At 37.9% G+C, this 25143-nt stretch carries 20 protein-coding genes; 11 read left to right on the top strand and 9 right to left on the bottom strand.

The annotated features are described in order from the left end of the window. The first annotated feature begins 39 nt into the window (after window positions 1–39). From B9N65_RS04625 to B9N65_RS04605, 6 genes are all read left to right on the top strand, one after another. Entirely contained in the window at window positions 40–867 is an 828-nt protein-coding gene (locus B9N65_RS04625; RefSeq protein ID WP_087582987.1) for a hypothetical protein, read from the top strand. Between the two features lie 74 nt (window positions 868–941). Continuing rightward, the gene (locus tag B9N65_RS04620; RefSeq protein ID WP_087582986.1) at window positions 942–1700 is read left to right on the top strand and encodes a hypothetical protein; all 759 of its coding nucleotides are present in this window, start codon (window positions 942–944) and stop codon (window positions 1698–1700) included. Next, the gene (locus B9N65_RS11245; protein WP_257640029.1) at window positions 1691–1813 is read left to right on the top strand and encodes a hypothetical protein; all 123 of its coding nucleotides are present in this window, start codon (window positions 1691–1693) and stop codon (window positions 1811–1813) included. Before B9N65_RS04620 ends, B9N65_RS11245 begins: the two co-directional genes overlap by 10 nt. A gap of 238 nt (window positions 1814–2051) precedes the next feature. Next, complete coding sequence (locus B9N65_RS04615; protein ID WP_087582985.1) at window positions 2052–3281, top strand: lysozyme inhibitor LprI family protein; 1230 nt, start codon at window positions 2052–2054, stop codon at window positions 3279–3281. Next, entirely contained in the window at window positions 3281–4474 is a 1194-nt protein-coding gene (locus B9N65_RS04610) for a lysozyme inhibitor LprI family protein (protein ID WP_087582984.1), read from the top strand. The genes B9N65_RS04615 and B9N65_RS04610 overlap by 1 nt, the downstream gene beginning before the upstream one ends. Continuing rightward, window positions 4474–7254, top strand: a complete 2781-nt coding sequence (locus B9N65_RS04605; RefSeq protein ID WP_087582983.1) for a hypothetical protein — start codon at window positions 4474–4476, stop codon at window positions 7252–7254. Before B9N65_RS04610 ends, B9N65_RS04605 begins: the two co-directional genes overlap by 1 nt. A gap of 203 nt (window positions 7255–7457) precedes the next feature. On the opposite strand, the gene B9N65_RS04600 is transcribed toward B9N65_RS04605, so the two are convergent. Then, a complete protein-coding gene (locus tag B9N65_RS04600; RefSeq protein WP_087582982.1) occupies window positions 7458–7964 on the bottom strand; it encodes a DNA-deoxyinosine glycosylase in 507 nt (168 codons plus the stop codon). A gap of 65 nt (window positions 7965–8029) precedes the next feature. After that, window positions 8030–11608, bottom strand: a complete 3579-nt coding sequence (gene nifJ, locus B9N65_RS04595) for a pyruvate:ferredoxin (flavodoxin) oxidoreductase (RefSeq protein WP_087582981.1) — start codon at window positions 11606–11608, stop codon at window positions 8030–8032. 156 nt (window positions 11609–11764) lie between these two features. Here nifJ and B9N65_RS04590 point away from each other — a divergent pair, with 156 nt between their 5' ends. The 4 genes from B9N65_RS04590 (at window position 11765) to fldA (ending at window position 14599) form a co-directional block, all read left to right on the top strand. Continuing rightward, complete coding sequence (locus B9N65_RS04590) at window positions 11765–12931, top strand: sugar transporter (protein WP_087582980.1); 1167 nt, start codon at window positions 11765–11767, stop codon at window positions 12929–12931. Between the two features lie 136 nt (window positions 12932–13067). Continuing rightward, complete coding sequence (locus B9N65_RS04585) at window positions 13068–13379, top strand: DUF2325 domain-containing protein (protein ID WP_002939277.1); 312 nt, start codon at window positions 13068–13070, stop codon at window positions 13377–13379. A gap of 3 nt (window positions 13380–13382) precedes the next feature. After that, the gene (locus B9N65_RS04580; protein ID WP_087582979.1) at window positions 13383–14096 is read left to right on the top strand and encodes a UDP-N-acetylmuramate--alanine ligase; all 714 of its coding nucleotides are present in this window, start codon (window positions 13383–13385) and stop codon (window positions 14094–14096) included. Window positions 14097–14107: 11 nt separating this feature from the next. Continuing rightward, window positions 14108–14599 carry a flavodoxin FldA gene (fldA, locus tag B9N65_RS04575; RefSeq protein ID WP_087582978.1) on the top strand — a complete coding sequence of 164 codons (492 nt, stop codon included), beginning with the start codon at window positions 14108–14110 and terminating at the stop codon, window positions 14597–14599. A 28-nt stretch (window positions 14600–14627) separates the two neighbouring features. Here the strand turns inward: fldA and B9N65_RS04570 are convergent, their stop codons facing one another. The 7 genes from B9N65_RS04570 to B9N65_RS04540 all read right to left on the bottom strand — a co-directional run bounded on the left by B9N65_RS04570 (window position 14628) and on the right by B9N65_RS04540 (window position 23063). After that, window positions 14628–15365 carry an amino acid ABC transporter ATP-binding protein gene (locus B9N65_RS04570; protein ID WP_087582977.1) on the bottom strand — a complete coding sequence of 246 codons (738 nt, stop codon included), beginning with the start codon at window positions 15363–15365 and terminating at the stop codon, window positions 14628–14630. After that, window positions 15365–16033 carry an amino acid ABC transporter permease gene (locus B9N65_RS04565; protein WP_021089366.1) on the bottom strand — a complete coding sequence of 223 codons (669 nt, stop codon included), beginning with the start codon at window positions 16031–16033 and terminating at the stop codon, window positions 15365–15367. The genes B9N65_RS04570 and B9N65_RS04565 overlap by 1 nt, the downstream gene beginning before the upstream one ends. An 11-nt stretch (window positions 16034–16044) precedes the next feature. After that, window positions 16045–17412, bottom strand: a complete 1368-nt coding sequence (locus tag B9N65_RS04560) for a hypothetical protein (protein ID WP_087582976.1) — start codon at window positions 17410–17412, stop codon at window positions 16045–16047. Next, complete coding sequence (locus tag B9N65_RS04555) at window positions 17409–17873, bottom strand: SET domain-containing protein-lysine N-methyltransferase (RefSeq protein WP_180385127.1); 465 nt, start codon at window positions 17871–17873, stop codon at window positions 17409–17411. Before B9N65_RS04555 ends, B9N65_RS04560 begins: the two co-directional genes overlap by 4 nt. A gap of 54 nt (window positions 17874–17927) precedes the next feature. Next, window positions 17928–18680 (bottom strand): amino acid ABC transporter substrate-binding protein, encoded by a 753-nt coding sequence (locus B9N65_RS04550; protein WP_087582974.1) that lies wholly within the window; start codon window positions 18678–18680, stop codon window positions 17928–17930. 9 nt (window positions 18681–18689) lie between these two features. Continuing rightward, entirely contained in the window at window positions 18690–19469 is a 780-nt protein-coding gene (locus tag B9N65_RS04545) for an amino acid ABC transporter substrate-binding protein (RefSeq protein ID WP_087582973.1), read from the bottom strand. A 141-nt stretch (window positions 19470–19610) separates the two neighbouring features. Further along, window positions 19611–23063 (bottom strand): acyl-[ACP]--phospholipid O-acyltransferase, encoded by a 3453-nt coding sequence (locus B9N65_RS04540; protein ID WP_087582972.1) that lies wholly within the window; start codon window positions 23061–23063, stop codon window positions 19611–19613. A gap of 171 nt (window positions 23064–23234) precedes the next feature. Here B9N65_RS04540 and mnmG point away from each other — a divergent pair, with 171 nt between their 5' ends. Further along, window positions 23235–25097: a tRNA uridine-5-carboxymethylaminomethyl(34) synthesis enzyme MnmG gene (gene mnmG, locus B9N65_RS04535; protein ID WP_087582971.1), complete on the top strand. Its 1863-nt coding sequence runs from the start codon at window positions 23235–23237 to the stop codon at window positions 25095–25097. Window positions 25098–25143 lie beyond the last annotated feature (46 nt).

Raw genomic sequence — 25143 nt, 5'->3', positions numbered from 1 at the left:
GCGATCGAGAGGATGTTATAGTAAAGTGAAAGAGAATAGATGAAATTTAGAAATTTTATATTATTTATAATCACTCCGTTTGATGTATTGGTTGCTACTTTAAAACCGCAACTTACGAAATGTTTATTTATTATCTTATTTTTGTCTGGATGCGGTATTGTTACGAGTGTAGATGATGACAATAAAGAATCTAAAATTTTGAGTGTAGATCAAAGAATATCTACTAAAGAGGGATTGCTCTCTTTGATGGCGCCTATACATAAGGATATAGGCGTTTTTTATGGAGTATATAAAGTAGAGGAAGGCATGGCGTTGACTTGGGCTGTAAAAAATATGATGGCTTCAAAGCTTATTATTTCGACAGAGGCTTATCCTGGACATACTTTTGAATCTGCAAAATATCTCAATCCAAAAAATCTTAAAATTTTTGAAGAAGAGACAAAAACTAAAGAGAGTTTTTACAATACTACTACTAGTGCTATATATAAAAAAGCATATCTTGATTATATAGATGGAGTTAAATGCAGGACATTTGTCCATGCGGATTTGAGACAGATTTATCAAAATGTAATAGATGGTGAAAAGACATATACACAATACTATGATACATATTGTTCATTTTATCAGCCAAAAAACATTAAAAAACCAACAAATATGGTTAGACTACAATATGAATATAGCTTTAATCGCAAATCAAAAGCTTTTACAGATAGCAACAAAACAGAGCAGGAAGTCTTAAATGATATACACAATATGTTTAGGCAAGACATACAAGCAATATTTTCTACCATAAAGCTTGGCATGGATAGAGAGAAGATGAGAAAAGAAGGGCTTTTGTTTGATAAACCATATAGGGTTCAGTTTTAGATAAAATTACAACTGCAAACTATATGCAAAGAATTTGATAAAAATAGTGGCTATACATAAAGGAGTGTAGTAAGGTGAAGATACTAATAATTTCATTTTTAATAGCTTTCATAACAGGATGTAGTTTTGATAATACATATAAAAGTGATATATATGATCGCGACTATATAAAAATGGATGCAAATACTACACTTTATAGCTCAAATAAAACATTTTCAGTAAAGGCGCCGATAAATAGAGGTATTTTATTTGAGGGTTTAGACAAATATGATGATTTTACAGTGTTGCAGCGCCGTATCATCGGAGAGATAGTTGAGATATTTTATCTTGAAATAGATAAGATAGATACATTCGATGGAGAAAAGTATCTTGATTTGGAAAATATAAATTCTTTTGAGCTAAATACTAATAATCCAGATATAAAATATGAAAATGAAACATTTGGACAGTATTATGATAGGGCTTTTGTCAATATCATAGATGGTATAAAATGTAGAAGCTTTCCTAAAGAACTAAACAAAAAATATAATCATCAAAACAAGGGTGATGGCATAATTCAGACACAAGAGTATGAGACATATTGTAGCTTTTATAGTGCCAATGGTGTGCCAAAGGTGCTTCGTATAAGATCTGAGTATAGTTTTAACTTATCAAGTGAGGCATTTAAAAAAAGCACCCTCTCAGAAAAAGAAAAGTTAAATAAAATAACAAGACAATTTAGGCAAGATGCGGAAGAAATTTTTTCTAATATAAAAATCAATATGGATAGACAAAAGATGCGTCAGCATGGGTTATTGTTTAATACAAAATCAAAGGAGATAAAATGGAAATAAAAAAATTAATCATGTTTACTTTGTTGGCATTTGTTTTTACAGCTTGCGCTGAAAAAGAATATATATGTCAAGACCATGAAAAAGATGGCGCAGTATGTGGCTATAGACCATAAGTAGCCATAAATATTTAGAAAGATAGAATTTAAATTTATAGGACGGACTCAACAAATCCTTGTTTGCATGGAAAGTTAGATACAAGCTGGAGCTAAGCCATTTAAACGAATTATAAAAAATGTAGGGGCAAATACGAAATAGTAGATGATTTGCGTTAAAATACGCTTTTAAATTATGATTAATAAATCCCATAAGAGATACAATAACAAGACTTTATTATCACAAAAAGGAACTCTAATGAAAAATTTAAAACTTATTTTTATATCTACAATACTAATCACATCAAACCTCTACTCAAACGATCGTATCCAGCCTAGCTTTGATTGTTCTAAAGCTAAAACGAGAGTAGAAAAGTTGGTATGCTCTGATGAAGATATATCAAGAGTAGATAGAGATATGCAAAAAGCATATGATCTAATGATGGGCAAATATGACATCCCTTATATGAATGAAGAGGCTAAAGAGGAGATAAAACCATATTTAGAAAAGCTTAAACAAAGTCAGATCGACTGGGTTAAGTATAGAGATAGGTATTGCAATACAAAAAAAGATGAAAAAGAATTTAATAGCTGTGTCTTTAGTAGATATGTTAATAGAATACAATCTATAGTACCAAGATACGATTGGAGAACAGGTTTTTCAATAAATGATAAAAATAGCACAAATGATCTATGCTATAACTACTTTACTCAAAAATTCTGGATGGACTCCCCAAAGCCCGTAAATAAAGATAATCCACCTTATGGAGAAGATAAAGAGTTTTATGAGAAATTTCTAATCGATGCTCTTGATGAAGATGTTGCAAAAAGAGAGCTAAACACCACCAAGAACTACTACTACACAAAGCTTGACTTTGCTCCAGTTGGAAGCTTTATCATGTGCGTAGGCATAGGCGGAGAAGAAAAAGATATATATGATCTAAGAAGTAAAACATATAAGCCTTATTGCAGACAGTCTAGTTTGCAGTTTAGTGATTTTTTGGATGGTGAGTATATAAGACCTGGGAAAAAACCAGAGTCTGGACTTAAATTTAAAGAGGTAGAAGAGACCAAGGAGGAGTTTAAAAAGAGAGGATTAGACTATTTTGTAAAGGAAAATTATGCTGATTTTGCAACAGAAGTCTATAAAAAGACAATAAAAAATGATATAGGTGGCTTTAGTAATAGAATATATGCTACCGATAAAAGCTATGATGCAAATATACTTTCAGATGGAATGGTAAGAATACTATATGCTTCAAATTTACATGGAAAAGAGAGAAAAGATAAATTTGGAGAATATATAGATTCAAGTAATTTTCCTAATGTGCTAACTTTTATGGTAGCTGATAAATTTTTCTTTAGGGTTTATGCTGCGGAAGGTAGTGGAAATCGTTTAGTTTGCAGAATGCCTATCCAAAGCAGATTTAAGGATAGAAATGATACTAAGCTTATAAGAGAGTATCTTAACCAGTTTAAGGAGTTTTAATGAAAAAAATTATAGTTATATCTTTGTTGTTATTTACTTCACATCTTTACTCAAACGATCGTATCCAGCCTAGCTTTGATTGTTCTAAAGCTAAAACAAGAGTAGAAAAACTAGTATGTTCTGACGAAGTTCTCTCTACACTAGATAGAGATATGCAAAAAGCCTATGATCTAATGATGGGCAAATATGACCTTGCTTATATGAATGAAGAGGCTAAAGAGGAGATAAAGCCATATTTAGAAAAGCTAAAACAAAGTCAGATAAAATGGACTAAGGATAGAGATGCATGCAGTAGTAAAAAGGACAAGAAAGAATTTAGAAGTTGTGTTTTTAGTAGCTACGACAATAGGCTAAGTATTATAATATCAGATTATGACGTAAAAACAGGTTTTTCAATAAATGATAAAAATAGCACAAATGATCTATGCTATAACTACTTTACTCAAAAATTCTGGATGGACTCTCCAAAGCCTGTAAATAAAGATAATCCACCTTATGGAGAAGATAAAGAGTTTTATGAGAAATTTCTAATTAATGCTCTTGGTAAAGACATTGCGAAAAGAGAGTTAAATACCACTAAGAACTATTACTACACAAAGCTTGATTTTGCTCCAGTTGGAAGCTTTATCATGTGCGTAGGCATAGGCGGAGAAGAGAAAGAGATATATGATCTAAGAAGTAAAACATATAAGCCTTATTGCACAAGGTCTAGTATGAGATTTGATGATTTTTTATATGGATACTCTACGATAGATAGTAAAAACCCTAAATTTAAAGAGGTAGAAGATACCAAGGAAGAGTTTAAAAAAAGAGGCTTAGACTATGAAAAGGATGAAAATTTTCCAACAGAAGTCTATAAAAAAGTTATAAAAAATGATACATATGGTTTTAGTAGTGCAATATATGGTATTGATAAAAGCTATGACGCAAATATACTTTCAGATGGAATGGTTAGGATACTATATGCTTCAAGTTTAGGAGTAGACGTTAAGGACAAATTTGGAGATTATGTTGACACAAATAATTATTCCACTACGCCTTCTCTTATTATAGCTGATAAATTTTTCTTTAGAGTTTTTGCAGGAGGACATGGTAATAAGCTTATATGTAGAATGCCTATCCAAAGCAGATTTAAAGATAGAAATGATACTAAGCTTATAAGAGAGTATCTTAACCAGTTTAAGGAGTTTTAATGCCAATAAATGAGAGAAATGCTAGCAATTTTAAAAATAAACTAAGAGATACATTAAAAGATGCTGAAGATTTTATATATGAACTATATTACGATACTAATAAGATAGCTACTATAGGTTGCGGTTTTAATGTAACCTTAAAAGATATATTACAAAAAGTTTGCGATAAGAAATATTCTGAGCCCAAGATGGATGAAAAAGAATTTACTGGACTACTTAATACTATCAATGGAGTAGAGGTAAAAACTAATGAAAATCTAAGATCTAAGGTATCAGAGTATCTTGATAGCATAAAGACAGAAGATGGAAAGAGTGCTAAATTTGGAGAATTTAATTTAGATGATAAACAAATCGGCGATATATTGCCAGAGGTTGTTGAAATATTTAGAGATGGTCTAAATAAAAAACTAGCCTATACCTCTATAAGCCTGCAAGAGAGCAAGATAGATGAAAATAGCATAGGTAGCAGCGAATATATAGCTCTAATGAGCATGACATATAATAATCCAAGCCTTGTAGGAGACGGTCTAAAAGCTCACTTGAGAGCTAAAAACCGCTTTGGAGCTTGGTATGAGATAAGATATAAGAGTAATGGTGATAATAATATAGGCATAGCTAAACGCAGATTTATAGAGTCGAATGAATTTGGACTTTTTGAAAGTAATGAAAATAATGAAGCGCTTAATAATAATGCCCTAACTAACATAAGCATAAACGCAATATCCTTTGAAGAGTGTTTGGATCTATTTTCTCTTTTAAACGTAGCAAAGATAAAAGAGAAAGATGAACCATCTATAACTTATCTACAAAACGCTATAGCTTATGAGACCACTAAGGAATTTAAAGGCAATAGAACTATAGCTGGCTACTCAAGGGGAAATGCTGATTTCAACACACACTACAGAAAATACAACACTATCTTGCAATTTTTTGCAGATAAGATAAATGCTCTTTTAAAAAATGTCACCCAAAAGAGCTTTAAGCTAGAAGATATCTATGTGATCACCACAAAAGATGATAATAGCCATAATATCTCAAGGATAAATAAGCTTTTAAAGATAAGAGCAGAAAATGGTGAGTTTAAGCCTGAAGCTAAGAGAGATATCTTGCTTATATATCCAACAGCCTCAGCCCTTCCTGTAATGCCTATCCAACCAAAAAATACAACCTTTACTATCGTCTTAGCAGATAATACATCGCTTGATTGCTCAAATTTAAACCCAGATGGGAATAGCAATGAGAGTGAGATAGTACTTATGAACTATAAGCAAGATGTAAGAGAGCCCAATAAAAACTCAAGAGATGAAGAGATAAGCTTTATAAAGCCCTCTACAAATGGTGAGACTATCATCTACAAAAACGCTAATGGAATTTTTATATCACAAGATGATAGATATGCCTTTAATAGTGGCAATGTAATAACTCTTAACTTCTTTGAAAAAATGAACTTTAACCTCTTAAATTTTGCTAAAGAAAACAGCTATAGCATAAGAAGCGACAAGGCTTCAAGCATGTTTGATATAAAGCTAAGGCTACCAGACGCTACTGATAGTATCTCTACAAAAAATGAAGGAAATTTCAACCTAGTAGTGAGTGATCTGATCATAAAAGATGAAGAGGGTAAAAGCAGCGATATAAAAGAGGTATATCTTCATAATGGTGAAGATAAAAGGGTCTATCCATCTTACTACCTAAAGAAAAATGATGATAAAGATGCAGATAGCAATAGTAGCTCTAAAAACTCATATACGGCTAAATTTAGAATAAATATAAATTTAGATAAAAACTCTACAGGCTTTAAAAAGACTTCAAAATTTATCATAGCCACATTTGATCTAAGCAAAGAGTATGACACTGCCGAGATACATGCCAAAGAAGATACTGCTGTTGTTACTTTGGCTAGTAAAGATAAAAAAGATGGAGGTGCTGAGTTTGATATCAAAGTATCTACAGTCGCTTATCAAAAAAATATAACTGAGATCAGGCTAAATGCCTCAGAGAACACTAACGCTACAAATCTAAGCATAAAGGATACTTTAAATTTAGAAGCTGTTTATCTACCAAACAAGGGAGATGATGACTACAAAGAGGTAAACTGGGCATATAAGGTGATAAGAGAGGATAAATATAATAGTGAGGTGGTAGGCAAGGTAGCAGGGGCGATAAATTTAAGCGAAGAGAAATTTAAAGGCAAAAAGATCACCTTTAGCCCAAAAGATGATATAAAAGATAAAGAGCTACTAAAGAAGCTAAATCATGGCAACCATATCATAATGTTTTTTGCCTATCTAAAATCACCTGCGTTTAATACTAATTTTGGAAAGACACATATTAGGGTAGATATAAAAGCACCTATCTATTTAAAATACTCTAACGGTAAGCTTTGCATATATGAGTTTGGGCATACTGATGCTACTATGTGCTTTGATACAAGCTTATCTGATGATATCTTTGGTAAAGAGAGCAAAGATGAGAAAGTAGAGCATATGCCCAAGGGGGTTTATTATATAAACTCAAATTTAAATAGCGGGGATATAGATATATATGAAGATGATAAGCTAAGTGAGACATGCTACCAAAGCATAGATGGTAAAGATAGATCATATATAGAGCCATGTAAAATTTATGCAATAGATAGCAATATACAAAGAGCATCATCTATAAAAAGCGGAATAAATTTGATAGATAGTGAGAATAAAAACAGATTTATCCAAAAATTTAACGAAGTAAAGCAAAGAGTTGGACTAGATAGCAAAGAGGTTAAGCTAGAGGTGGGGTAGGGGGGCGATATCTTAAAAATATAAGCAGTATGATAGAAAATTTATGATTATAGATTCAGACTTTATAAATATCTTGCCTTAAGCACTATTAAATATGTGAATTTTTTCAAGAGAAAAAATTGGAGTTTATGAAATTGGCCAGAAAGTGAGGCTTTGTTTTATATTTTAGCATTTGCAATAATAGACAAGCAAATTAACTAAATTTAACTTTCTATTACTGCTTTGGCTACTACTTTCCATTCGAACACGAGCTTTTCAAGGCTAAATTTAGCATTTGCAGGGCTGGTTGATGGTAGTTTGACTGGCTCTTTGCCGGTTGCGTTTAAAATTTCATCATTCAAGTATTTTTCGCAAATTTTATAAGCCTTGCCGCCGTTTGCATAAACTTGCCTGATATTTGCCTCTTTAAAAATTGGCTTTAAATTTGCAGGCACGATCTTGCTCATCTTAGCGTCGCTTGAGCCCTCTATCTCGCACGATATCGCCGCGTCATATATCGCGATGTGGTGAGAGAGTAGAAATTTTATCTTTTCATCCTTGCTTTCTGGCACGGCAGTGTTTAAGACCCCAGCCAACACCCGCCAAAAGCGGTTTTGCGGATTTGTATAGTAAAAGCCAAATTTACGAGATATGACGGAGGGAAATGAGCCTAGGATTAAAATTTTAGAGTTTTTGTCAAAGATTGGCTTAAAAGGGTGCGTTTGGCTCATATTTCACTTTTTAAATTTAAAGAAATTTTCTCTTGCCGCTTAAATTTGGCAAGAGAAATTTAAATTTATTCAGCGCTTTGCGCAGCTTCGCTGCTCTCTATCTCGTCGCTAAAGTCTGCTAGGCTAAGGCGTTTTAGCTGGCGGTAGCGTCTTTGCGCGTCGGCTTTGTTTTTAGCTAGTAGCTCGTCTGCGTGCTCAGGGTTGGTCTTCTTAAGCGAGTTATAGCGAACTTCGTTTAGTAAAAACTCTTCATAAAGCGACCAGTCTGGCTCTTTTGAGGTGATTTTAAGCGGATTTTGTCCCTCTTTTAAAAGGCGCGGGTCATATAGATATGTCGGCCAGTATCCGCATTTGGTCGCTAGCTCGCCTTGGCCACCAGACTGCGACAAGCCGCCTTTGATACCGTGAGCTATGCACGGAGAGTAGGCGATGATGAGACTTGGGCCATCATAGGCTTCGGCCGCTGCGATCGCTTTTATCACGTTTGCTTGGCTCGCGTTTGAGTTGATCTGCGCTACAAAAATATTGCCGTAAGTCATAGCGATGTAGCCAAGGTCCTTTTTCTGAGCTGGCTTGCCGCTAGCTGTAAATTGTGCTATCGAGCCAGCGCGGCTTGATTTTGAGCTTTGACCGCCAGTGTTTGAATAAACTTCGGTGTCAAGCACTAGCACATTTACGTTCTCGCCGCTTGCTAACACGTGGTCAAGTCCGCCAAAACCGATGTCATACGCCCAGCCGTCGCCGCCGATGATCCATTGCGACTTTTTGACTAGGAATTTCTTAAGCTCTAAAATTTCTTTCACACCTGGCGCGCTTAAATTTTGCTCTAAGATAGGCAATAAATTTTTCGTGATCTCTTGCGTTTTAACGCCATCATTTTTGAAATTTATCCAGTCGTTGTAAAGCGCTGAAAGTGCGTTTGGCGCGCTATCTATGTTGTTTCTCATGATATCTTCGATGCGGTGGCGCATAGTCTCGATCGCTACGTTCATACCCATGCCAAACTCGGCGTTATCTTCAAATAGCGAATTTGCCCACGCAACGCCCTTGCCTTCGTCATTTGTGGTGTATGGAGTAGATGGAGCTGAGCCGCCATATATCGAGCTACAACCAGTCGCGTTTGCCACGATCATGCGCTCGCCAAAAAGCCTTGTAATAAGCGTGATATACGGAGTTTCGCCACATCCTGGGCAAGCGCCGTGGAATTCAAAAAGCGGCTTAGCAAAGCCAACGCCCTTAACGCTCTCTTTGTTCATGAGATCGTCTTTATAAGCGACCTTTTTAAATAGATAATCAGCATTTTCTTGCTCGTTTTTGCCTAGCTCTTCTTCAAGCGGCACCATGACGAGCGATTTTTCCTTGCTTGGGCAGTTTTGAGCGCATAGCTCGCAGCCTGTGCAGTCTAGCGGGCTTACTTGGATCTTGTATTTTAGTCCCTTGAGCTCTTTGCCTTTGGCCTCTAGGTTGTGCTCTTTTACGCCTTGTGGGGCTGCACTAAGCTCGTTTTCATCTATCAAAAATGGCCTGATTACAGCGTGTGGGCAGACAAATGCGCACTGGTTGCACTGGATGCAGTTTTGCTCGATCCATTTTGGCACCATGACGCCAACGCCACGCTTCTCGTAAGCTGTCGTGCCAGCTTCGAAGTGGCCATCCTCGTAGCCTATGAAGGCTGATACTGGTAGGCTATCGCCTCTGGCTGCATTTATCGGTTTTACAACGTTTTCGATGAAGCTATTGCCGATGTATTTTTCCTCTTTTTGCTCAACATCTTCTAAATTTGCCCACTCAGGACCAACCGGCACTTTTATGAGCCCATTTGCGCCAACATCGATAGCGTTGTAGTTCATCTGCACGATCGCTTCGCCCTTTTTAGCGTAGGCTTTGTGAGCGTACTCTTTCATGTATTTTTGCGCATCTTCAAATGGTATGATGTTGGCAAGCTTGAAAAATGCCGACTGCATAATGGTATTTGTGCGGTTTTTAAGGCCGATGTCGTGTGCCAGCTTTGTTGCGTTTATAATGTAGAAATTTATATTTTTGCTAGCTAAAATTTTCTTAACTTTATTTGGCAGCTTCGCAATGGTCTGCTCTGCGTCCCAGATAGAGTTTAGTAAAAATGTGCCGTTTTCTCTTATGCCGTCAATTACGTCGTAAATTTCAAGATATGCTGCGACCGAGCAGGCTACAAAGTGCGGGTTTGAGACGAGATAGGTCGAGCGGATCGGCTTTTTGCCAAAGCGAAGGTGCGAGCGTGTGTAGCCCCCTGATTTTTTACTATCGTAGGCAAAATATGCCTGCGCGTAAAGGTCGGTTTTGTCGCCGATGATCTTTATCGAGTTTTTGTTTGCGCCCACGGTGCCGTCAGCGCCAAGGCCATAAAATAAGCACTCTTTAACGCTCTCGTCGCTTAGTGAAATTTTCTCTCCAGTCGGTAGCGAGGTAAAAGTGACGTCATCGACGATGCCCACCGTAAAGCCATCTTTTGGCTCGTTTTGGTTTAAATTTTCAAATACAGCTAGCATCTGCGCAGGATCGACGTCCTTTGAGCTTAGGCCGTATCTGCCGCCAACTATGATCGGGGCGTCCTTTTGGCCGTAAAATGCAGCTTTTATATCAAGATATAACGGCTCGCCAAGGCTGCCAGGCTCTTTTGTGCGGTCAAGGACGGCTATTTTTTTCACGCTCTTTGGCATCACGTCAAATAGATACTTCGTGCTAAACGGGCGGTATAAATGCACCTTGATAATGCCCACCTTTTCGCCTTTTGCGTTTAGATAATCCACGACCTCTTCAAGGGTCTGCGTCACTGAGCCCATGGCTACGATGACACGTGTCGCTTCCGGATCGCCGTAATAGTTAAACGGCTTGTAGTCTCTGCCAGTGATCTTTGAAATTTCAGCTAGATACTCTGCTACGATATCTGGCACTGCGTCATAAAAGCGGTTGCTTAGCTCTCTTGTTTGAAAATATATATCGTCATTTTGCGCTGTGCCACGAGTTTTTGGGTTCTCTGGATTTAGTGCATTGTCTCTAAATTTCTGTAGCGCTTCTCTATCAAGAAGTCTATCAAAGTGCGCGTAGTCAAGCACCTCGACTTTTTGAATTTCATGGCTCGTTCTAAAGCCGTCAAAGAAGTGTAAAAACGGCACTCTGCCTTTTATCGCCGCCAAGTGCGCCACGCCAGCGATATCCATCACCTCTTGCACCGAGCCACTTGCTAGCATAGCAAAGCCAGTTTGACGACAGGCATAGATGTCTTGGTGGTCGCCAAATATTGAAAGTGCCTGCGCTGCTATCGAGCGAGCCGAGACGTGGATGACGCCAGGGAGGAGCTGGCCTGCTATTTTATACATATTTGGAATTTTTAAAAGTAGGCCTTGAGAAGCTGTGTAGGTCGTAGTTAGCGCGCCGACTTGTAGCGAGCCATGCACCGTGCCAGCTGCGCCACCTTCGCTTTGCATTTCGACCACTTTTACTGGCATACCAAATAAATTTTTCTTACCCTGCGCTGCCCAAAGGTCAGTGTAGTCAGCCATAGGCGAGCTAGGAGTGATAGGGTAAATTCCAGCTACTTCGGTAAATGCGTATGACGCGTAAGCTGCGGCCTCGTTTCCGTCCATAGTTTTCATTATTTTTGACATATTTCCGCCTTAAAATTATCTTAAAAATGGCTTTATTATAAGGAAAAAATCCAAAATTTGTCATTAATCTCTATCATTAAAAAATTAAAATTCATAAATAACTAAGATGTAAGTCAAATTTTAATATTGTAGGGGCAAAGTAAAAAGGATGAAATTTTGATAAATATTCATAAAATAGCCTATCTAAGGGTTATCGCGTTAGCTTTTGCAGCTTTTATATTTAATACAACTGAGTTCGTGCCAGTGCCGCTTCTAAGCGACATAGCAAAGGATTTTGGCATGAGCACGGCTGATACTGGGCTCATCATCACGATATATGCGTGGAGTGTGACGATACTCTCGCTACCATTTATGCTGCTAACTGCAAATTTAGAGCGAAGGTCGCTGCTTTTAAAGGTTTTTATCATTTTTGTCGCTTCTCACGCACTTTGCGCGGTTGCTTGGAATTTTGCTGTTTTAGTCATAGCTCGCCTTTTAATAGCCATCTCACACGCCATATTTTGGTCGATTACCGCCTCGCTTGCTGTTAGGGTGGCACCTATCAATAAAAGCTCGCAAGCTCTGGGACTTTTGGCACTTGGCACATCGATGGCGATGATACTTGGCTTGCCGCTTGGTAGAATTTTGGGCGATAGCTTGGGTTGGCGTGTCACATTTGGGCTGATCGGGCTTTTTGCTGTGGGCGTTGGCGCTTGGCTATATAAAATTTTGCCACTTTTGCCTAGCAAAAACTCAGGCTCGCTAAAGAGCTTGCCGGAGCTTGCAAGAAATGGCTTTTTGATGGTGGTATTTTTGCTAACCGCTATCGTTATCAGCGCGCATTTTAGCACTTATAGCTACATCGAGCCATTTGCCAAAGATATTAGTGGCTTTGATGGTAAATTTATCACCATATTTTTGCTTTTATTTGGCGTCGCTGGTATCGTAGCAAGCGGGCTTTTCTCTAAATTTTATAAGCTCATACCAAATGCTTTTACAGCTATCTCAATAGCGATCATTTTAGCCTGCTTGATTGCGCTAAATTTGATCGCTACAAATGAGAGCTTGATGCTTGTGCTTGCCTTTATCTGGGGGCTTGGCATAGCTGGGATAAATATGAGCTTTCAGATAAAGGTGCTAAATTTAGCCTCAAATGCCACGGACGCTGCGATGGCGATATACTCAGCCATTTACAATATCGGCATAGGAGCTGGCGCGCTCATCGGACATCAAACGATAGTTCATCTTGGCGAGCAAAATATCGGCAACGTTGGCAGCCTTTTTGCAGCGGCTGGACTTGTCATCTTTCTCGTTGCAGCGGTTAAATTTAAAAAGGCTAATTAAATTTAGCCTTCTAAAACAACCAAAAACGTTACAAATTTCTACAAATAAGTGATAATAAATATCATAACTAAGAATAATTTTAGCTAAGCTTTTTTATAATCGTTATCAGAAAACGAATAAATTTTAGGAGCTTGTTATGTCAGTTTTAGTTATCGGAGCAGATGAGATCACGCCTATTAAGGCTGTTTTGCATGATTTAGGAGCTGAGAAGATAGAGCACTGGGATGCTAGAAATGAAAACCGCGTAAATCGCAAGCCGATCCCGCAGGACACCGAGTGTGTGGTGATGCTAACTAGCTTTTTAAACCACAACACGATGAAGACTATTAAAACTCAAGCAAAAAAGAGAAATATCCCTATCGTTTGTGCTAAAAGAAGCGTTAGTTGCGTATTTTGCGAGTATTGTAAGGTCTTTGGCCTAGATAAGGAATTTGGATGCAAAGAATAATCGATGAAGTTCGGGTTTTTATCAGATATTGGCGAAATAACTCCAAGTATTTTTGCAAAGCTTGACAAGCTTTCGCGTGCGAAAATTTTCATCGCACTTTATAATGTTGGCGTTGAAAGCGAGCTAAAGATCCCGCTTTCTTACGCTAAATTTCTAAATTTCAAAGACATTTTTGAGGCTAGGATAAATTTCTTACTGCGTGATAAATTTTTAAATTTCAAACCAGTTGATGGCTTTTGCATACCTTCAAACGTCGTTATAAATGCTTATTTGAAAAATGATTTTAAGGGGTTAAGATTTGTAGCAAAAGAGCCAAAGATGGCAGCTGCAAAGATGATAAAGATGCTTTATAGAAGCGGAGAATTTGAGTTTTTTATTGACGCAGCGCAGATGTTTTGCCAGTTTGTTTATGATAAAATACGCCTCCGTCATCAGGACAAAGAGGTCGTGCTAAATGGCGGCGTCATCTCGGTGAAAAAGGGTGGCAAAAATTTGCTCAATGTCATGCCAAGCTTTAAAAAAGTGAGCTTTGATGATATGAGAAATTTAAACGACGACATCGATGCAGCCGTTTGCGCGCTTGGTCGCGAGTGTGAGATGGTCTATATCGTTTGCCCTAGAAATGAGGAATTTAGGCGGCACGTTGAGGTTAGACACTGCTTTGCAAGAGGGTGCATAAAGCTCGTGCCTTATACGATTATTAGTAAAATTTTTTAAAAAGGATAAAAATGATAGGTATAATTTATGGAAGCAGCATGGGAAATACCGAAGATGCAGCAAAACTTATAAGCGAGGACTTGGGACTTGAAAACGAGCTTTTAAACGTCTCTGACGTAGACGCAGCGAAGCTAAATAGCTTTGACAAGCTAATTCTTGGCACATCGACCTGGGGCAGCGGCGACCTGCAAGATGACTGGGACGCGTTTGACTTTAAAGCGTTAAATTTAAGTGGCAAAACGGTCGCTGTTTTTGGCATGGGCGATAGTGAGAGCTACTCAGATGAGTACTGTAACGGCATGGCAAAGCTCTATGACGAGGTCGTAAAAGCTGGCGCAAAGGTAGTGGGCGAGGTTAGCACTGATGGATATACATTTGATGGCTCTGATGCCGTAAGAAATGGTAAATTTGTAGGTCTAGCGCTTGATGCTGATAACCAAAGTGACAAGACAGAGGGTAGAATTTCAGCTTGGATTGAGCAGATAAAACCATACTTTGCGTAACAAATTTAGCTAGATCTTCTAGCTAAATTTATATATCCATAGCCGAGATAAAGCTTTTTATCCTCTCATTTTGGCTGTTAAAAAACTCATCTACCAAGCCATCAAACGCGATCACGCCTTTATCTAAAAATAAAATTCTATCAGCTATCTTTCTAGCAAAATTCATATTGTGAGTGACGATGATCATAGACTTTTTCTCTTTTGCAAGAGATAAGATGACTTTTAAAACTTCAGCCTCAAGCTCTGGATCTAGCGCACTTGTAGGCTCATCAAGTAGCAAAAAGTATGGATTTACAGCTAGCGCTCTAGCGATGGCTACACGCTGCGCTTGTCCGCCTGAGAGCCTGTTTGGATAGGTATCTTCTTTGTGGCTAAGCCCCACTTTGGCTAAAAGCTCTTTTGCCTCTTTTATCGCCTCGTTTTTATCCTTTTTTTGAACGTAGATCGGAGCTTCGGTGACATTTTGAAGCGCTGTTAGGTGCGGGAAGAGGTTGAAACTTTGAAAGACCATGCCTGTTTTTTTGCGAATTTCTAAAAGCTCTTTTGAGCTAAGCTTCTCTTTAAAATTTACACTCCTATCATCTATCTCTAAAGTACCACTTTGTGGGATCTCAAGTAAATTTATGCATCTAAGAAGCGTTGATTTGCCACAGCCAGATGAGCCAACGATCACGGTTGTTTGCCCCTCTTTAAAGCTTGTATTTATGTTATCTAGCACCAAATGATCGCCGTAAGATTTGCTTATATTTTTAAAATTTATAGCCATTAGACATACCTTGAGACAGCTTTTTCAAGCCTTGATTGAAGATAGGTTAAAAGTGTGCAAACCACTAGATAGATGAGCGCTGCTAGGATGTAGAGGATGAGTGGCTCAAAGGTCCTTGCTGCGATCCTTTGAGCGACCATAAACATATCCACCATCGTTATAGAAGCTGCTAGCGAAGTGTCTTTAACAAGGCCTATAAATGTATTTGAAAGCGGTGGCAGCGAGATCCTCACTGCTTGAGGTGCGATGATGCGCTTTAAAATTTGATAGTGCGTCATGCCAAGTGATGTGGCAGCCTCCCACTGACCTTTTGGCACAGAAAGTATGGCAGCCCTTACAGACTCAGACGCATAAGCGCCCACGTTTAGGCTAAATGCGATAGTGGCCGCACTCCAAGTATCAAGCGTGACACCGATGCTAGGAAGCCCGTAAAATACGATGAAAAGCTGCACAAGAAGCGGTGTGCCACGAAATATCCAAACGTAGGTGGCAAATATAAATTTTAAAATTTTTATATTTGAAAGCCTCGCTACTGCTGTGATAATTGCGATGACAAGCCCTAGCGAAAACGAGAGCAAAGTAAGTGGGATCGTCACTTTTAAAAGCGCGATGATCATCGGTAGTGTCGAGCTTGAAACAAGCTCGATCACTCTATCTAAATTTTCCATTTTTGCTTTAACTATTCCTTATTTTTGAAGATATAAAAAAACATACATAAAATTATTATGAAAAATATAATTGGTAGATATATGTTGAAAGCTTCTAGGTTACTCTCTGAACCAAATAGTGGCAATATGCCTTTTGCTTTTTCTAAAAATTCAACGCTTAATAAATTTAGATAATCATTCCAAACACTTAGAAGTGCGATGAATTGAAATAAAGTTATAAATAAGAGTATCTTATTTTGTCTTTGCTCCATTTTGGAGCTTTTCTTGGTGTAAATTCTTGCTAGATAATCTTTAAAATAGACAACATATTCGTTTGAAGTTTTGATCATATTTTCTATATTCCATTTTTCTTCTATTGCGTGGTAAATTTTACTATCAGCCTCAATAGAAAGTTTAAATTTTTGATTAAAAATATTTAGATTTTCGATTTTATTTATTATTGCATCGATTTTATCACTGTATTCTGATATTTTTGATATAGAGTTATCTTTTAAAATATTGTCATTGTAAAACTCGAGTATTAAATTTATCTGTTTAGATAAATAAAACCAAAGGTATTGCATTTGAAATTGTATTGGTATGTATCTATATTTATCTTTTTGATTTTGTAATATTATCGTATGAAAGCGACCATTGAAAAAGTATAAATTATCGTGTTTTGAATTTACTGATTTTATTTTTATAGGAGAACTATAGTTTTGATTTCTTTCAGCTAATGAATTTAAATTTAATAAATAATTTGAGTATTTTTCGAACTCTTTATCATTTAGGTTTTCTAAGATAGCTACATTTGTTATATTTCCGCTATTATTTAGTATTTTAAGGCTATCTACACTATCTTTGAGGTTAAAATTTGCATCTATAAATTTTTTTGCCTCTTTGATCAAGTTGTTTTGTAAATTTAAGATAATAGACGGCAGATATGAGTTATTGGTTTCTTTAACAAAGATATTGCGAATACAATTATAAAAATCTAATTTGTCTTGTTCGTGTCTAGCGACATTTTCTATATTATTTAGCGACAAAACAAAGTCAAGCTCATACACTATACAAAATTGAAATAGCCTGTAATCAAACATTAAATATACTTGCAAACCATTGTCATCTATAAAATCAGATATATTAAATTTATCATTGATATTAAAATGATCATTTTTTAATTCTTCTTTTAAAGCTTTAGAATTTATAAGCTGGTTATCTAAAATTATAAATGAACTATATAGATTAAAAAGTTCATCCATAGTTTGTTTCCAGCAAGGTGCTTTAATATTTTCATATTTTTTAAAATTTTCAATATTTATTTTTGTATCAAAAAGCTTTATTAGCGTTTGTGTATTGATTTCTATTGGTTGAATAATTGTGGTTTTAATATGTATCACAAAAACCCTTTTTCTTTATCGTCAAGGTATTCTTTTTTTAATGGTTCTTTGTTGTAGTCTATGACTATTTCATCATTTTTATTTATTTGTTTTATTGTTTCTATGCGAATTGGATTGTACTTTATCTCTACGTTTGGCACACTTGAATGATTTATATAGCTATATTTTGTCCTAAATGCTCGTACAAGTAATGTTTTATTGCTAAGTGCGTTCCACTCCATAAAAATATAGTTTTGATATTCCCCTAAATTTATACTTTTTGCTATTTCATCATAGTGATCCCAACTCATTACTTGTCCATCTAAAAAGCAAAGTATTGTGCCACTATCTAAATTCTTATTAGCAAAAAGTCCAAATCCGTGAATTTTACTTTCAGCAATATATGTAAAATTTATATTATCTATTACAGTTTCATTTATAAAGTCTATATTTTTTGTTACATCTGTATCTTTTTCGCTCAAAATTTCTCCTAGTTATACAAAAAGTAAAGCCAATAAAATTATTGGCTTTAAAAATTATTTTGAAATATCTTTTCCAAAATATTTCATCGAAATTTCGCTTATCTTGCCCTCGGCTTTTAGCTCATCAAGCGCTTTGTTTATCGCTTCTAGTAGCTCGGTGTTGCCTTTTTTAAGAAGTGCGGCTGTTGGCATAGGCTCATTGCTAGTATATGCGATCTTGAGCGGTGCATTTGGACGTTGTTTGATGTAGTCAAAAAATGTGACATTGTCATTTATTGTATCGTCAGCTCTTTTTGAGATGATAAGCTCCACACCTTTGCTAAAGCCATCAGCCACGACCACTGTTGCGCCATTTTTCTCAGCTATCGCTGCCCAGTTGCTAGTCGCAGAGTGCACGCTTTTTTTGCCCTTTAGATCAGCAAAACTTTTGATGTCGTTATTGTCTTTATGCACGACTATTACTGGATATGGCATGGTGTAAGGCACGCTCATGTCATACTTTTTCTTTCTATCTTCGTTTATGCTAACTTGGTTAAAAACAACGTCTGCTTTGCCAGCGTCAAATGCCGCAAGCATCGCATCCCATGGAGCTGTTAGAAACTCGATCTTTAAATTTAGCTTCTTTGCCACAGCTTTTGCGATATCTACGTCGTATCCTACTAGCTCGCCCTTTTCATCATAAAATGAGTAAGGTGAATAAGTGCCTTCAGTTGCAACTATAAGCTCGTCTTTTTTGATAGTTGAAGCATTTAAATTTAAAGCTAAAAAAGCACCTGCGATAAAGCCAAAAATGGGCTTAAAATTCATTGATTCTCCTTATTTAGAAATGTCTTTGCCGAAGTATTTAAGCGAAATTTCGCTTAAAACTCCTTCTTTGCTAAGCTCATTTAGGGCATTATTTATCTTATTTAGTAGCTCTTTGTTACCTTTTTTAACAATCGCGGCCGTATACATCGGCTCATCGCCAGCTTCGATGATCTTTATAGGGGCGTTTGGGTGTTGTTTGATGTAGTCATAAAACATCACCGCATCATCTATCGTATCATCTGCTCTTTTTGTGATGATCAAATTTATCTGATCGCTCAAACTATCAGCCACAACTAGCTTGGCGCCATACTTTTCAACTGTTGGTATCCACATGCTATTTACTGAATGCACGCTTCTTTTGCCTTTTAGATCAGCAAAACTTTTGATGTCACTATTATCTTTATGCACGACGATGGCTGAGTAAGAGACCATATATGGCACGCTGTAGTCATACTTTTTCTTTCGCTCGTCGGTTATACTAACTTGGTTAAACACCACGTCCGCCTTGCCAGCGTCAAATGCCGCAAGCATCGCATCCCATGAAGCTTCGATAAATTTTGGCTTTACGCCTAGTTTTTTAGCCACAGCTCTTGCTATCTCCACGTCATAGCCCATTAGCTCATCTTTTTCATTGTGAAACGAAAATGGCGAATAAACACCCTCGGTCGCTATCCTTATGACGCCATCTTTTTTGATCTGCTCGTAAGAATTTGCCAAGGCAGAATTTAAAGAGAGCAAACAGCCAACTACGCAGAGCGCACCAAATTTAAAAGCACTAGAAAATTTCATACAAAACTCCTTATAAAAAATAAAATCAATAACGGAATTTGCAAAAAAAGATAAATTTAAGATTTATGCAAATGTTAGTCGCAACTGCGACCTAGGTAATATTTTGGCGCTATTTTATCACAAAAATAAAAGGGCGGCGCCTCACCCCTCTAAAAGTGAGACTGCTAGAGCTTTTACCCCCTTAAAATCAACCTTGCCGCTTGCAAGCGTTGGTATATCATCAACGATAAATATATAGCTTGGCATCATTATAGGAGCTAGGCTGCTCTCTTTTAAAATTTGCTCGATATTTTCAGGCTCTGTGCCACTTTTTACTAAAAGTGCGATCGCTTCACCCTTTTTGCTATCTGGCACGTTTGCGCTGCTAAAGACAACGTCGCCCCCAAGCACCTTTGCAAGCTCCTCTTCGACGCTTCCAAGGCTTATCATCTCGCCGCCTATCTTGGCAAATCTTGAGTATCTATCTACGATAAATACAAAGCCGTTTTCATCGATGTGGCCTTTATCGCCAGTTTTATAGTATCTTACGCCATCAATATGCGTGATGACTTCGCTTGTTTTGGCCTCGTCGTTTAGATAGCCCTTCATCACCTGCGAGCCACCGATGACGATGAGTCCGTCTGTGCCAGTTTCTAGCTCTTCAAGCGTCTCTGGGTCGATTATTTTTATGATAGTGCCAGGCAGAGGCATGCCAACGCTACCAGGTCTATTAAATGTAAGCTCTTTTAAGCTCTCTTTTTCTAGGATATTTGGCATATTTACAGCAGCTACTGGCGCCGTTTCGGTCGCGCCATATCCTTCATAAATTTCTATGCCAAATTTGAGCCTAAACTCGTCTTTTATCTCAGGTTTTAGCTTTTCAGCCCCAGCTACGACCATTCTGGCACTTTGAAACATCAGCGGATGAAGCTTTTTGTTTCTGGTGTAGAGCCTAAAGAACGTTGAGGTGCCAAAGATGATGCTAGCGCTGTGTCTTGCGGCCATTTTGCCGATAGTCGCTCCGTCTGTTGGGTCAGGCACGCTTACCATTTTTATGCCCTCGCAAAGCGGCATGAGCGTGGTGACTGTTAGTCCAAATGAGTGAAATACTGGGAGTGAGTTTAAGATCACGTCATCTTTTTTGAAATTTAGAAGTTCGCTTATTTGCTTAATGTTTGCAAGTAAATTTTTGTGGCTTAGCTCGATGCCTTTTGGCTCGCCCTCGCTGCCACTGCTAAATAAAATAGTAGCCGTATCTTCTAAGCTTACACGCTTAAAATAGCAAAGCTTAATAAGCCAAACTGGAGCAAAAAACGCCGTTAAAAGTGCTAAAAATTTCTCTTTTTTTGAGACGCTAGCTGAGAGATCTTCAGCAAATTTAGCCCTGCCACTCATCACATCTTTTAGATCAAAGCCCTTAAGTGCGAGCTTTTCAAGAAATTTGCTAGAGGTGATGACTGTATTTATATTTGCCTTTCTTAAGGCGTGATTTAGCGAGGTAACATTAAGCGTATAGTTTAAATTTATGCTCACTTTGCCCATGGCAAGAAGCGCCATATTTACGATGGCTGCGATGCTTGAGCTAGGCAGCAAGATGCCTATATTTTTCTCATCTTTTAGCTCGCGTTTGAAAATTTTGATAAAGACTAAAACGGCTGTTATAAATTTCAAGTTGCTTAAATTTAGTCCAGTGCTGTCGCTCACGCACTCTTTAAATTTATCCTCTTTTGCGTTGTTTAGCCATTCGCTCGTTAGTGGTTTTTGTCTTGAGATAAAGCTCTCCCACGATGAAAAGCTAAGCTCAAGCACCTTTTGCTTCATCTTTGCAGCATTTATAAATGTAGTTATTGGCTTGCCAAAGGCGACGATGATGTCGCGTCTGCCGTTTTTAGAAGTGAGATCTTTGTAAAATTTACTAGCTCTTGAAAAGCTAGATCCCCAAAGGCCACGAAGATAAAATGGCACGATGCAAATTTCTTCTAGATCTCTGATGATAAGCTCAAAGCCCTTTTGAAATTCATTTATCTGGCCGTTGTAGCTGATGTGACCCTCTGGGAAAAGTGCGACCACTTCGCCTTTTTTTAGGCACTCTCTAACTAGCTCGATCGACTCTTTGCTAGCGCCTGCGCCTATTGGGATCACTTTAAAAAATTTAAAAATTTGCTTTAGATACCATTTGTTATAGATCGTTCTATACATGACAAATCTTATGCCCCTTGGACTTGCAGCTTGAAGCACGAGCCAGTCGATCCAGCTGATGTGATTGCCAAGAAGTAGCGCGCCACCACTTTGCGGTAAATTTTGAAGTCCTTCAACGAAAAAGCGGTACTTTGTCTTTAAAAATGGTAGTAAAAGTAGCCTTGTAAAAAGGTGTGGAAGCTGTAAAATGGCGTAAAAACTGCCGACTAAGCAAACAAGCGCTGTAAAGACAAAGAGCCCGGTGGTTGAAATTTCAAAATATACTAAGCCTATGCCAATGGCTAGAAATAGTAGCATTGATACGTTTTGCAAGAAGTTGTTTGCCGCCATTATCTTGCCGGTGCTCTTTTGTGGGGCAAAGTACTGGATCATCGCATTTAGCGGCACTATAAATATGCCTCCAAAAAAGCCAAATGCAAATGAGCTAAGGCTTACTACGCCGATGCTTGAGCCAAATGCGAAAAATAAAAGCGAGAAAAATATACCAATAGCGCCCATCGGCACGATGCCAAGCTCGATGTGAAGCTTTGACATAGAGCCAGCCACGTATGAGCCAAATGCTATGCCTATAGCGCTTACTGCAAGGATCGCTTGCACTGCTAGAGAGCTGTCGTCATTAAAAACTGCCTTGTAGTGAGCTGGGAAGGCTGCTATGATGATCTGAGAAATTCCCCAAAATATGCTTAGCCCAGCGATGCTTAGCCAGATATTTTTATCTGACCTTACCTCTTTTAAATTCTCTCTTAAGTAGCTAAGGCTGATGTATCTTTTAAGCTCAAATTCTCCGCTTTGTTCGTTTGTTTCGCTGATATAAGGTAGCTTGTAGGCAAAAAATGCTTCAAGCGCGCTAAAAACGACCAAAAATATTCCGATAGGATAGACGCTTTTTAAAATTTCTTCTGAGTTTTCGCCTTGGATGTATAAATTTTCAAATATAAATGAAAATAAAAATGAGCTAACAAGTATCGCTACGATGGTAAGCGCTTGGATGACGCCGTTTGCTGTGCCAAGGCGCTCAGTGCCGACAAGTGCTTTGATGATGCCGTATTTTGCTGGAGAGTAGATCGCACTTTGAGCAGCCAAAATGAGTGTTAGCGCAAATGCCACGCCAAAGGCACCCAAAAGGTAGCTAATAAGCACCGCAACGCTGATAACAACGCCAAAGACGGCACAAATTCTAATAACCTTTGTCTTTGCAAATTTGTCATTTATAAAGCTTGAAGGCGAAAATAAAAATATAAATGGAAGCAAGATCATCGCATTTATAACGGCTGTTAGGATAAAAAGCGTGTCGCCTGAGTAGGTCTTTAAAAGGACGTTTTGGATGGTTATTTTGTGTGCTAGATCGACACTTGCGTTTAAAAATGCGATCGCAAGGTAGGGCAAAAAGCCAGTGACTTTTAGTAAATTCCTCATGAATAAAGCCTTTTTGGATTTAAAATTTTGTAAATCTAACAGCAAAATATTTAAAATATCATTAATAAAAAACTCTAGCCATAAATTTTATGGTGAAATTTCTTTGAAAAAATTTAAATTTTATATGCTTTTTGATAAAATCCGCCTATCAAAAATAAGGAAAAATTTATCATGGACTATGAAATCATCGTCGTTGGCGGCGGACATGCTGGCATTGAGGCAAGTCTTGCGGCCGCTAGAATGGGCAAACAAACTTTACTAATCACTATCTTGGCCGAGCAAATAGGCGCTGCAAGTTGCAACCCAGCCATCGGAGGCCTTGCAAAAGGGCATCTTGTAAAAGAGATCGACGCGCTTGGTGGTCAGATGGGACTTACGACTGATGCTGTTGGTATCCAGTTTCGCGTGCTAAATGAGAGCAAGGGCCCAGCGGTACGTGGTAGCCGCGCTCAGATCGATATGGATAGATACCGCGTTTATATGAGAAATTTGCTTTTAAATACGCCAAATTTGGAAATTTCTCAAGAGATCGCCACTGAGATTTTAAGTGAAAATGGTGAAGTAACTGGCGTTAAAACCCACCTAAATAACATCTATAACGCAAAAAAAGTGATAATTACAACTGGCACATTTTTAAACGGGCTAATCCACGTTGGATTTAACAAACTTGAAGCTGGCCGCGTGGGCGAGCTAAGCGCAAAGGATCTAAGCTCTAGCTTAAGGGGGCTTGGGCTAAATTTGGGCAGGCTAAAGACTGGAACATGCCCAAGGATCGACGCAAAAACGATAAATTTTGAAATTTTAGAGAAGCAAGATGGCGACGCAAATCCCTCTGCGTTTAGCTTTAGAACTAAAAATTTCTCTCCAACGCAGCTGCCATGCTACATCGCCTATACAAACGAAACCACTCATGAGATAATTCGCTCAAATTTCGACAAAGCGCCACTTTTTACAGGTCAGATCGAGGGTATCGGACCAAGATATTGCCCTAGTATCGAGGATAAGATAAACCGCTTTGGCGACCGCGACAGACACCACCTTTTTGTCGAGCCTCAGACGCTTGAAGCGACAGAGTACTACATAAACGGCTTTTCAACTAGCTTGCCTTATGAGGTGCAAGTGCAGATGCTTCGCTCTGTAAAGGGCTTTGAAAACGCCAAAATCGTAAGGCATGGATACGCCATCGAGTACGACTACGTCGAGCCAACGCAACTAAAACATAGCCTTGAGACCAAAAAGGTAAAAGGGCTATACTTGGCTGGGCAGATAAATGGCACGACAGGATACGAAGAAGCTGGCGCTCAGGGGCTAATGGCTGGTATAAATGCAGCGCTTTCACTTGATAACAAAGAGCCGCTTATCTTGCGCCGTGATGAGGCGTATATCGGCGTTTTGATCGATGATCTTGTCACAAAAGGGACAAAAGAGCCATATAGGATGTTTACGAGTAGAGCGGAGTATCGCTTGCTTTTGCGTGAGGAAAATGCCATTTTAAGGCTTGGTGGATATGGTCATGAGCTTGGACTGCTTGATGATGAGACTTTTAATGAGATCGAAAACATAAGAAGAAATTTAAAAGAGGGGTTAGAGTTTTTAAACGAGACTCAGATCACGCCAAGCAAGGCAAATTTAGAGCTTTTAGCAAGTCTTGATGAAGAGCCGATCAGCCAAAACGTGAGCCTTCAAAAGATAGTCGCACGAAAGAGCTTCACGGCTGAGAAACTAAGAAAGCTTGATGAGAGATTTGTAAATTTAGACGATGCGAGCATGGATCAAATTTTAACCGAGTGCAAGTACCAGCACTACATCAGCGAGCAAAAAAATCAGATAGAAAAAATGAAAGATATGATGGATGTGAAAATCCCTGAAAATTTCGACTTTAGAAGCATAAGTGGCCTTAGCAACGAAGTGGTCGAAAAGCTTGAGAAATTTGCTCCGCCAACGCTCTTTGCGGCGAGTGAAATTTCAGGTATCACGCCAGCAGCTATTGATATCTTACATATCTACATAAAGATGAGCGAGAAAAAGGCTTAAATTTAAGCCTTTTATGGTTTTAAAATTTAACTAACATTTAAAATTT

It is taken from the genome of Campylobacter concisus (genome assembly GCF_002165815.1).
GTDB classification, from domain to species: Bacteria; Campylobacterota; Campylobacteria; order Campylobacterales; family Campylobacteraceae; genus Campylobacter_A; species Campylobacter_A concisus_BH.
Note: the sequence above shows the minus strand (reverse complement) of the source record. Positions and strands in the feature narration are given on the sequence as shown.

Excerpts from the sequence above, each read along its gene's own strand:
- B9N65_RS04600 (WP_087582982.1), bottom strand. The coding sequence starts at position 7,964 with ATGAGCCAAACGCACCCTTTTAAGCCAATCTTTGACAAAAACTCTAAA.
- B9N65_RS04570 (WP_087582977.1), bottom strand. The coding sequence starts at position 15,365 with ATGGCTATAAATTTTAAAAATATAAGCAAATCTTACGGCGATCATTTG.
- B9N65_RS04605 (WP_087582983.1), top strand. The coding sequence starts at position 4,474 with ATGCCAATAAATGAGAGAAATGCTAGCAATTTTAAAAATAAACTAAGA.
- mnmG (WP_087582971.1), top strand. The coding sequence starts at position 23,235 with ATGGACTATGAAATCATCGTCGTTGGCGGCGGACATGCTGGCATTGAG.
- B9N65_RS04550 (WP_087582974.1), bottom strand. The coding sequence starts at position 18,680 with ATGAATTTTAAGCCCATTTTTGGCTTTATCGCAGGTGCTTTTTTAGCT.
- B9N65_RS04545 (WP_087582973.1), bottom strand. The coding sequence starts at position 19,469 with ATGAAATTTTCTAGTGCTTTTAAATTTGGTGCGCTCTGCGTAGTTGGC.
- B9N65_RS04615 (WP_087582985.1), top strand. The coding sequence starts at position 2,052 with ATGAAAAATTTAAAACTTATTTTTATATCTACAATACTAATCACATCA.
- B9N65_RS04565 (WP_021089366.1), bottom strand. The coding sequence starts at position 16,033 with ATGGAAAATTTAGATAGAGTGATCGAGCTTGTTTCAAGCTCGACACTA.
- nifJ (WP_087582981.1), bottom strand. The coding sequence starts at position 11,608 with ATGTCAAAAATAATGAAAACTATGGACGGAAACGAGGCCGCAGCTTAC.
- B9N65_RS04585 (WP_002939277.1), top strand. The coding sequence starts at position 13,068 with ATGTCAGTTTTAGTTATCGGAGCAGATGAGATCACGCCTATTAAGGCT.
- B9N65_RS11245 (WP_257640029.1), top strand. The coding sequence starts at position 1,691 with ATGGAAATAAAAAAATTAATCATGTTTACTTTGTTGGCATTTGTTTTT.
- B9N65_RS04580 (WP_087582979.1), top strand. The coding sequence starts at position 13,383 with ATGAAGTTCGGGTTTTTATCAGATATTGGCGAAATAACTCCAAGTATT.
- fldA (WP_087582978.1), top strand. The coding sequence starts at position 14,108 with ATGATAGGTATAATTTATGGAAGCAGCATGGGAAATACCGAAGATGCA.
- B9N65_RS04625 (WP_087582987.1), top strand. The coding sequence starts at position 40 with ATGAAATTTAGAAATTTTATATTATTTATAATCACTCCGTTTGATGTA.
- B9N65_RS04540 (WP_087582972.1), bottom strand. The coding sequence starts at position 23,063 with ATGAGGAATTTACTAAAAGTCACTGGCTTTTTGCCCTACCTTGCGATC.
- B9N65_RS04610 (WP_087582984.1), top strand. The coding sequence starts at position 3,281 with ATGAAAAAAATTATAGTTATATCTTTGTTGTTATTTACTTCACATCTT.